The following is a 10,072-nucleotide window of genomic DNA, read 5'->3' as shown; positions in this document are numbered from 1 at the left end:
CTTTTGAGTAGAAAACTAAAATTAAGAATTTTTATTGTGGAATTTTCTAATTTCTAAATTAAGAGCCTAAATTATTTTTTTATGAATAATTCGGGTTAAATATAAAAATAAACCACTCTGGGTTTAATATAAGAGAAACCCATGAATTAATTAATGGATTTAATTTAATGGCAGAAAATATAAATGATTATATACAGAAATTAATAATGAAACAAGAAGAAATCGAATTAATACATAAAACAGAAACCCAAAGAATGAACAAAATCATTGATGAAAAAACAAAAAATCTGGAAAGTGCAATGAAAGAGCTTCTAGAAAGGGAAAAGATGGCATCGTTGGGAGAACTGGTATCAGGTGTAGCCCATGAAATAAATACTCCTCTTGGAGTTGCGGTTTCTGCATCTTCTCTTATGGAAGTAAATAATGAAAGTTTTAAAAAAGAGCTTATGCAAGGAAATATATCAAAATCTGGGTTAATTGAATATATTGAATCAATTGATGAAACCACTTCTATTTTAAACTCTAATTTGTATAGAGCATCAGAGCTTGTAAAGAGCTTTAAGGAAGTAGCAGTTAATCAGTCTATAGAAGAAAAAAGCAAATTTAATTTAAAAGAATATATAGATTCTATACTTCTTAGCTTGAAACATGAGTACAAGAATAAGAATATAGATTTTGAGATTGATTTTCCTGCTGATTTAGTAATCGATAGCTATTCAGGAGCGATTTCTCAAATATTTACAAATCTTATTATGAATTCACTAGTTCATGGTTTTAGAGATAGAAAGTCTGGGAAAATAACTATATCTGCTCTAAAAAATGATGAAAAGCTTATTATAAATTATAAAGACAATGGACTAGGGATGAGTAAGGATGTTCAAAAACATGTATTTGAGCCTTTTTATACTACAAATAGAGGCGAGGGTGGAAGCGGGCTAGGTATGAACATAGTCTATAATCTTGTAACTGCAAAGCTAAATGGTAAAATAAGCTGTATAAGCGAAATTGGTATAGGAACAGAATTTGTTATAGAAATAAAACTATAAAGGACTGTGATTATATGATGGGAAAGCTCAACTTAGATGGTATCAACTTGGATTTTTTATCAGAAGATTTAAGGGAAAAGCCGAAAAATAATGAAAAATATAAAGTAATGATTGCTGATGATTATGATGAAATCCATACTATAACAAAATTGATGCTAAAAGACTTTGAATTTGAAGGGAAAGGGCTAGAGTTTATTGACACCTATACGGGAGAAGATACAATCAAAGCCCTAGAGGAAAATCCTGATACGGCAGTTCTTTTTTTAGATGTGGTGATGGAGGACAATCATTCTGGGCTCAATGTGGTTGAGGTTTTAAGGGGAAGACTAGATAACAAAATGACTAGAATAGTCCTTAGAACTGGCCAACCAGGACAAGCACCTGAAGAAACAGTAATAAGGGATTATGATATAAACGACTATAGACTAAAAACTGAAATGACAGCAAAGAGACTTTATACCACATTATATTCTGCCCTTCGAAACTATAGAGATTTATATCAAATCAACAATCATAAAAATGGACTGAAGAAGATAATCAAGACAAGTGCAAACTTATTTGAGCATAATAGTCTAAATGAGTTTTTGACAAGTATCTTAGTTCAACTTTCTAACTTTCAAAAAGATAGTCCTGAGATGATATATATAAGGGATGATGTAGATAGAGAAGGTGGCTTTGTAACAATTGAAAAAAATAAAAAATCAACCATAGTAGCAGCGACAGGTAAGTTTAGAAACTATATAGGAAAAGACATAGAATTAGTATCTGATCTTAAAGAAGTTGTTAATAAAATCAAATATAGTGATGAAATAGATGAAAAAATTATTTTTGTAGATACAGGGTTTATCATAAAGAATAATGCAAAAAATAGTTTTAATAATTATATCTATATAGAAGGGAATAAAGACATTTATGATTTTGATTTGATTCGTTTATTCCTCACAAATTATTCTGTTGCATTAGATAATTACATTCTTAATAATACAATTGTAAATACTCAAAAGGAGATAATACTAACCCTTGGAGAGGTTGTAGAAAACCATTTTGATGAAACATCTGGCCATGTAAAGAGGATATCTGAAATGATGTACAATTTTTCTCTTTTTCTAAACTTTTCACATTCTGAGGCTGAAATGTTAAAAACCGCGAGTATTATGCATGATATAGGAAAGATTGGGATACCAGATAGTATATTAAAAAAACCTGGAAAGCTAAGTTAAGAGGAATTTGAAATAATTAAAACTCATCCCAGTATAGGGTATAAAATCTTTGAAAAATCTGATTTGGATATGCTTAAAATATCTGCAAATTTAGCCCTTAATCACCATGAAAAATACAATGGTACGGGATATCCAAATGGAATCAAGGGGGATGAGATTCTTCTAGAAGCCAGGATGCTCTCAATCATAGATGTATTTGATGCAATGACCCACAAAAGAGTATATAAAGATGCTTTTTCAGTAGATGAAGCTTTAGAATATATAAAAAGTCAAAAGGGTAAGCATTTTGATCCTAATCTTGTAGATGTTTTTATGGAAAATATAGAAGAAATCTTAGATATTGAAGAATAAAACAAGCCTTAATAATTAAACTGTAAACAAGATTATTAGTTTTATTTTTTAAGTTTTCTTTTGGGAGAACAATATTTAGAAATATTGCAAGTATACATGAAACTACTATTCCTTGTCCTCCAAATATTAGCCTTACAGCCTGGGGAAAGTTATCAAGAACTGCAGGTACTTGTCCTACGCCAAGACCTATTCCAAGTGCTAGGGAAACTATTAGTATGCTCCTTTGATTCATAGAATCTTTATTTATTAGGACTATTCCCATTGTAGCAATCATTGAAAACATTACAATAGCTGCTCCCCCTAGTACGCTTGCTGGCATTATTGCAATTATTGCACCGAGCTTTGGAAAAAGAGAAGCTCCAATCAAAAGCCATGCTCCTATAGCAACTACATATCTGCTCATGACTTTTGTAAAGCTTATGATTCCAACATTTTGACTAAAAGAAGTGTTTGGAAGGGCATTGAATACTGCGGCTAGACTGCTCATTAGTCCGTCTGCCACTACTGCACCAGAAAGTTCTTTTTCTGTGGCTTCTCTAGAATCACCACCAAGGGTTATTCCTGAAACATCTCCCACAGTCTCAACAGCTGTCACTATATACATAATTAGCATTGCAGCTATTGCAGGCCAGTGAAAAGTCATGCCAAATCTCATTGGCATAGGAAACGAAAACCATGCTGCTTCTGATACTGCTAAAAAGCTAATTTTGCCCATTGGTATTGCAACTAGATAACCTGCAATTATACCAATAAAAATAGATGCTGTCTTTATCATTCCTTTTCCAAACTGGTTTAAAAAAATTATTAGGACGAGTACAAATGTTGCCAGTGCAAGGTTTGAAAAAGAACCAAAGTCATCAGCACCTACTCCTCCACCAGCATAGTTGATACCTGTTGGAAGAAGTGAAAGTCCAATTGTAAGAAGGACAGTGCCAGTTACTATAGGAGGAAAGAACCTGCGGATATGTTTTAGGAAAAATCCCAAGAATGCTTCAAAAAATCCTCCGATAAATGCTGCTCCAAGTATACCGCTAAGGCCAAACTGCTGGCCTATTGCAATAGATGTAGGCACGAATCCAAAGCTTGTCCCCATGACTACTGGTAGCTTAGCTCCAACTTTTCCTATTGGATATACTTGTATGAGGGTAGCTACACCTGCCATAAGCATTGCAGATTGTATTAAAAAAGTTCTTTCTTCAAGGCCAAGGCCCAAACTTCCAGCTATTATTATAGGGACTGTAATATTTCCTGCAAACATTGCAAAAACATGTTGTAAGCCTAGTGGTATTGCTTCATTTAACGGTGGTTTACCATCTATATGAAAGGCTGATTCTGATTTTATATCTATTTTTCTCTCTTCCATTTATTCACCCCTTTTTAAAATTCTTGAACAATATCAAGAAATTTCATCTACATTCCAAGTATTTTTTTAGCTGCAAAATCTGGTCCTTTTGCTTTTGAATAATTACCCCACTTTTGAGTATCTTGAGATTTATTTTTTAGGGAGTTTTTTACTGCCTTTATTATCAAATCTTCTCTAAGATTATTTGGATCCAAAATAGATGCAATATTATTTTTTTCAGCATCGTAGGCTATATTAAATTGGTCGCTTGAAAAGGGAAGTATGACCATAGGCTTTTCATAATAAAGACTCTCTGTAAATGTGTTGCATCCACCGTGATGAATCACTAAATCCATATGGGGGATTAGGGCTTTTTGAGGAATAAATTCTTCCATGATTATATTTTCAGAGCCTAGTCTTTTGAGTATATCAAAGCTGCTTCCCCCTGATACTACAAATAGGGCATCTGGGTAATTTTTTTCAAGGGCTAGTATGAGTTTTTCAAGTACATCTGTGCGACTTGATAAAAATGTTCCCAAGGTTATCAGTATTTTTAACTGATTTTTATTTCTTAAAATCTTCTCCCAATTCTCATCCAGTGACTCTTCTTCAAAACAGTGTCCAATATATATATCTGATGGATTATTTGAGTTGTAAAAATCAAAATAGTTGTATATTACTGCTATTTTTGATGTTAATCTAAATGCATTATTTATTTTAGCTACTTCGAACTTATTTTCTTCTAAAAACTGGTTAAATATATTTGTAAACTGACTCGTTGTGCCTAGTGATACTTCTTTAAGTTTTTCAATATCCTTTACATTTATATCAAAAATAGAGGGCCAGTTTTTTGGAACTCCATAAAAATCCTCACCCTTAGGAATTGTTCGTGGATGTGGAGGACAAAATGTAATAAATGAAAGATTTAGTGAGTAAAGGGCAAGTGCCACATTATATGATAATACATCATATATCCACAAATCTATATCCCTACTTTCACTAAGGGTTTTTATATGATTAGCAATGTTCATAGGATTATAGAGCATATCATCTTTTCTGTGTTTTGATTGGGTGATAAGTGTCTCTATAGGTCCTTTTTTAGTGGCTTCAAAAAACTCATGCAATCTAATCTTTTCAGAATCGGGCTGAATAGTATCGGTTGCGTTTTTTGTATTTTTGTTTTTACTTAGTTCTATCTCATGAAAGTGAAGGCCTGCTTTTTCTATCTCATCTTTAAAATCTATGGAGCATCCAAATGTAACCTTGGCTCCATACTTATGAAAGCTTTTTGCAAGGGTAAGAAGGGGCATAAAATGTGAATAAAAAGGAGGACTTAAAAAGCAAATGTGTTTATAATTCATTAATTTTCTCCTTTATATAATATTTTTTTGTAGAAAGAGGCAAAGTCTTTAGATATTCTTTCTATTGAAAAGTTTTCTTCAACTGTAGATTTACCTTCTACTCTTATATCTCTAAAATCTTTTTTGGAGCTTGATTTCCCGTAAATTACTTGTTCAACCTCAAAAGCAATTTTTTCTGAGGAAGAGGTATCTATCAAAAATCCATTTACTCCTTCTTTTATATATGTTTTTGCCCCACCTTTTTTAGGGGCGAAGGTAAGGAAGGTCTCATACATTGCTTCAAGAATTGATATTCCAAATTCTTCTTTTATGCTAGAGCAAATGTATATTGGTGGATATTTAGTTTGTGATTTTTCTGCATGGTCTACAATGGTTTTTTCAATGCTCCTTATTTCTTCATTTGAAAGAGCATTCAAATGGGCAAATTTTCCTTTGAGATTAGGATTTTCAGTTATAAAATCTTGAAAAAAATCAATCATGGGTTTCTCTTCTAAGGTTGGATTTTCTAGACTTCCGCCTATTATTAGAAGGTTATAGTCATCACTTAGCCTAGATTCTCCCCAAGCTTTTAGAAGTTTGTCTTGCCCTTTTTGAAATGATAATCTACCAACATTTAACATAAATGGACGGCTGAGCATATCTTTATCTATAGGATGATTCAAAGTTTGGGATGCTAATATTTTGCTCAATTCAAAATCTGTATAAGTGATATTTAGATTAATTCCTTCACCAATCATTTTAAATATGGATTTTTTTGCTTTAAGGACTGGGAAGTAATCAAAAAGCTCTTCTTTCACTTTTTCTCTGCCTATCCCTATTATCCCGTCTGCCATATCAATAAGTTCATCCCCGATATTAATTTTATTTAAGTTAAACAAAAGTTCATCTAAATGGAAAGTCTTTAAAGCTTCATTTTCATCAGTCATATTTCTGTGGGGATCAGGGGTTACTGTAAATACGAGCTTTGAGCTTATGTCTTTGCTAAGGTTTGCTACTGCCATTGATGCGTTATCTAGATATCTTATATGAAATATATCTGGAGTAATATTTAAAAGATATAAAAATCTCTTTATTCTTCTTTTTATATGATTTTCCTTTAATAAAAATTCATTTGGGTCATCTTGATTTATATATATTGGGATTCTTAGCATTAGGTGTTTATTTAAAGACTGGGTTATAATTTTTCGATTTGTCCTATTTATAGAGATTGTGATTATATTTGATATGTCTTCATGGGAAGATAGAGTGTTTCCAAGGCTTTTTAAAAGAGTTCCTAAGCCGCCACTCTTTCCCATTCCACTTTCTTCAGGGTCGCCATAAAACATAGTTTGCACTATGGTAATGCCGTTTTTACCATGTTTTATATCATTTTCTAAAAAACCTAAATACTCTACTAAAAGATTTTTATCTTTTTCTTTTTCTATAATTTTGATTAAGACATCTTTATTGAAAATAGTTTCTTGATGAAAAATATCTAGTAGCTGTATCTTGATGGATGATGGGATATCTAATGAAAATAGATTTAATAAAAATTTATGTGGTAATTTTTTATTAAAAAAATAAATATATTCTAAAACTATGCTTAGTAAATCAAAGCTTTCTAGATTTTCTTCTATTAATAAAGAAATGGAAGAATCATCTAAAACATCTAAGTGGGATTCTATAAATATATCTAAAATTCCGTATTTTATATGATTATGAGTTTCCTTAGCTTTAAGTTTTTCTAAAAGAAGTACATGAGCAAAATATAATTGATTGATTTTATTTAGAGTTTTAAAAGAGGTTATAAAATCAGAAAAAATTACTTTTTCATTTTCACAAGTATTTGTATATATTGATTCTAAATAAAATTTATCAAAAGCTTGATTTTGATTAATTGCTCTATTACGAAAGAAATCTTTTCGAAGGCTTATAAAATCATTCAATATTTCACCACCATTTTCAAAAAAATAAAGAATATATTTATTCCCTTATATCTAAATATATATACAATTAGAGAATAGAAAGATTCACAGTATAATACATACCACAATATATAAAATAGTAACTGATTTTAAAAATATATTAGTTGATAGTGCTAAGTATGATGTGACATTTGATGAGTTTTTAGATCAGCTTCGTGAGTTATTATTAAAGTACAATTTTGAGGTAGTTTAGGGAAGTCACTTTATTTATTTTAACAATGTTAACAGGATTTCAGAGATTGTTGAGGAATTATTAAATTAGATGGATTAATTATATTAAATGGGAGTGGTAATATGGCGAAATTAGAGAAGCTAAGATATGGAGACTCTATTGGTGTATTTTCACCGGCATGTCCAATTGGCAATCTTGGTACATACGATAAAGCAAAAAAATATCTAGAGAATAAAGGATATAAAATAGTTGAAGGAAATCTCACTAGAAAGTCAGATTATTATCGTTCAGGGTCAATAAGGGAAAGGGCGGAGGAGTTAAATGATTTAATTAGAAATCCTGATATTAAATGTATAATTTCAACAATTGGGGGCATGAATTCCAATTCCCTTTTGCCTTATATAGACTATGAAGCTTTTACTAAGAGTCCAAAGATAGTAATTGGATATTCAGACGTGACAGCAATATTACTTGGAATACATGCAAAGACAGGGATTTCAACTTTTTATGGACCACCTGTTGCTGAAGACTTTTGGGAGAATACTTCATTGGCAGATGAAATATATGAAAAATTCGAAAATATGTTAGTGAAAAATCAAAAAATTCCATATGAAATATCAAATAAAGAATGGACTAGTGTAATTCAAGGAACTGGTAAAGGTAGATTAATAGGGGGTAACTGGGATACAATACTTGGATTTTGGGGTAGTGAGTTTATGCCTGAAATAAAAGATGGGGATATACTTTTTGTTGAAGACCAGCAAAACCCGTCTACTTTAGAGAGAAGTTGTTCTTTTCTAAAGGTTAATGGAGTTTTTGATAAGATATCAGGAATAATACTTTCAAAGCATGAACTATATGATGATGAAAAAACTGGAAGAAAGCCATATGAAGTATTATTAGAAGTACTTGATGGTAAAGAATTACCAATTATAGCAGATTTTGATAGTAGCCATAACAGGCCTATGGTGTTACCTATAGGGTGTAATATTGAAATGGATAGCACAAATAAAAAAATCACTATATTAGAAGATTGTTTTGGTTAGTGAAAGATATTATTTCCATTATAAAAATTACTATAAATTCTTAGGAGGATTTCATGAAAATTACTAGCCATAAAATAGATATATCAGAAGTTAAAAATGAAATTAAAAACCATTTTTCAGCCCTACCTTCGAAGGTAGATTCATTTTATGAAGACCATTTAATAGAATCTGATTTTTATAGGCTTTTAGCTGATGGAAAACCAGCTGGGGTAGTAGCTGTACATAAAGAGTCCATGATTATAATGTTTATTGTTTCTAAAGAATTTAAAAGATATGGACAAGAGTTATTTTATGAGGCAAGGAGATTAAGTGAAGTGACATGCGCTTATGTTCCTACTTGTGATGAGTTTTACTTATCAGTGGCCCTTGAAGCTTCAAAAAAAATGGAGTTTCAAGCATACTTTTTTAAAGAAACGGAAAATACAGTTAAATTTACAAAGGAAGAAGCTGTCTTTTCTTTAGAAAAAGCAACTAAAAAGGATATAGAAAAAATTATAGAAGATACAGATGATTTTTTTAATCCCCTTGAATCTCATATTGAAAATGGTAGAGTTTACAAAGGGATGGTAGATGGAAACTCAGTTTCATATGGGATTATTGAAGAAAGTCGCATATTTGATGATGTTTCTAGTATAGGAATGATAGTTGTAGATTGTCAAAGGCAAAAGGGATATGGAGCATTAACTTTAAAATCCCTTAGAAATATATGTCATCAAAATAATATTACTCCAATTGCAGGATGCTGGTATTATAATCATCTATCTAAAAAAACTCTTCAAAATGCAGGGTTTTATTCTGATACAAGAATGCTAAAAATTCATTTTTAATTGGAAATTAATATAAACTAATTGTTTGATTTGAAATCTTAAAATGTCGAGTATTTGTTTATTTTTTTATAACTCTTTATTAATCATTATAATCTCTGCTTCGATTGAGTCCATTTTTCTCATATGAATAATCATGCTGTTACAAATTCTATCGGCACTTGAACAATTATAGCAGCGATCTCCTTTAATAGCACAAGGGGTATTGAGATTTAATCTTTTTGCATTCATTGGTGCTGCAATATTACGCGTTCTAAATATTGCCTTTTCTAGTGTAGGCTCTATTTTATTTGTTCCAAATATGAAAAAGACTTTTTTGTGTCCAAAGAGTGAACCAGCTATTCTATTTCCTGTGCCATCTATATTAACCATTTCACCAGTTTCTGAAACTGCGTTAACAGAAGTGAAATAAATCTCTGTAGTTAATGTTTTTTTTGCAATTGAAATAAACTCTTCATCTGAATAATTACTTGGGTCAATAACTTTATTATATTGACTTAATTTTTCAAATAAATTCATTTTTTTTAGAGTTTGAGAATCTCCAAAACCTACAGTTGAATTTCTTACTATTTTTAATATGTAGTAAGTAGCTTCTTGGATAGATTCAAAATAAGAAACTTTGTAACCGTAATTATTTAGTAAATGTATAAGTGGTTTATATTTTTCCATTTTATCTAGTCTATCCATTTCTTTTGCAAATTCTAGTCCATCCTTAAATTCATAGTTCATCAATTATGCCCCCTCAT

9 protein-coding genes are annotated in these 10,072 nt (G+C 30.8%); 5 read left to right on the top strand and 4 right to left on the bottom strand.

Annotated elements, in window-relative coordinates:
• The first annotated feature begins 167 nt into the window (after positions 1-167).
• Genes J2Z35_RS11760 through J2Z35_RS11750 form a run of 3 tightly spaced genes read left to right on the top strand, consistent with a single transcriptional unit; the run spans position 168 to position 2,617 of the window.
• The gene (locus tag J2Z35_RS11760; protein WP_209661585.1) at positions 168-1,046 is read left to right on the top strand and encodes a sensor histidine kinase; all 879 of its coding nucleotides are present in this window, start codon (positions 168-170) and stop codon (positions 1,044-1,046) included.
• Between the two features lie 14 nt (positions 1,047-1,060).
• Positions 1,061-2,266 (top strand): response regulator, encoded by a 1,206-nt coding sequence (locus J2Z35_RS11755; protein ID WP_209661584.1) that lies wholly within the window; start codon positions 1,061-1,063, stop codon positions 2,264-2,266.
• A 12-nt stretch (positions 2,267-2,278) separates the two neighbouring features.
• The gene (locus tag J2Z35_RS11750; RefSeq protein WP_209661587.1) at positions 2,279-2,617 is read left to right on the top strand and encodes an HD-GYP domain-containing protein; all 339 of its coding nucleotides are present in this window, start codon (positions 2,279-2,281) and stop codon (positions 2,615-2,617) included.
• Here J2Z35_RS11750 and J2Z35_RS11745 read toward each other — a convergent pair.
• The 3 genes from J2Z35_RS11745 to J2Z35_RS11735 are packed head-to-tail and all read right to left on the bottom strand — an operon-like array spanning position 2,577 to position 7,245.
• Positions 2,577-3,980 carry a uracil-xanthine permease family protein gene (locus J2Z35_RS11745; protein ID WP_209661583.1) on the bottom strand — a complete coding sequence of 468 codons (1,404 nt, stop codon included), beginning with the start codon at positions 3,978-3,980 and terminating at the stop codon, positions 2,577-2,579. The genes J2Z35_RS11750 and J2Z35_RS11745 overlap by 41 nt on opposite strands.
• Before the next feature lie 47 nt (positions 3,981-4,027).
• A complete protein-coding gene (locus tag J2Z35_RS11740; RefSeq protein WP_209661582.1) occupies positions 4,028-5,320 on the bottom strand; it encodes a glycosyltransferase in 1,293 nt (430 codons plus the stop codon).
• Complete coding sequence (locus tag J2Z35_RS11735) at positions 5,320-7,245, bottom strand: glycosyltransferase family 4 protein (RefSeq protein WP_209661581.1); 1,926 nt, start codon at positions 7,243-7,245, stop codon at positions 5,320-5,322. The genes J2Z35_RS11740 and J2Z35_RS11735 overlap by 1 nt, the downstream gene beginning before the upstream one ends.
• 333 nt (positions 7,246-7,578) lie before the next feature.
• On the opposite strand from J2Z35_RS11735, the gene J2Z35_RS11730 reads away from it, so the two are divergent.
• Positions 7,579-8,502 (top strand): S66 family peptidase, encoded by a 924-nt coding sequence (locus J2Z35_RS11730; RefSeq protein WP_209661580.1) that lies wholly within the window; start codon positions 7,579-7,581, stop codon positions 8,500-8,502.
• A gap of 53 nt (positions 8,503-8,555) precedes the next feature.
• Complete coding sequence (locus tag J2Z35_RS11725) at positions 8,556-9,329, top strand: hypothetical protein (RefSeq protein ID WP_209661579.1); 774 nt, start codon at positions 8,556-8,558, stop codon at positions 9,327-9,329.
• A gap of 66 nt (positions 9,330-9,395) precedes the next feature.
• On the opposite strand, the gene J2Z35_RS11720 is transcribed toward J2Z35_RS11725, so the two are convergent.
• Positions 9,396-10,055: a lactate utilization protein gene (locus J2Z35_RS11720; RefSeq protein WP_245330882.1), complete on the bottom strand. Its 660-nt coding sequence runs from the start codon at positions 10,053-10,055 to the stop codon at positions 9,396-9,398.
• Between the last annotated feature and the right edge of the window lie 17 nt (positions 10,056-10,072).

This window comes from Acetoanaerobium pronyense (genome assembly GCF_017874355.1).
Taxonomy (GTDB): domain Bacteria; phylum Bacillota; class Clostridia; order Peptostreptococcales; family Filifactoraceae; genus Acetoanaerobium; species Acetoanaerobium pronyense.
This window is presented reverse-complemented; position numbering and strand designations above follow the sequence as displayed.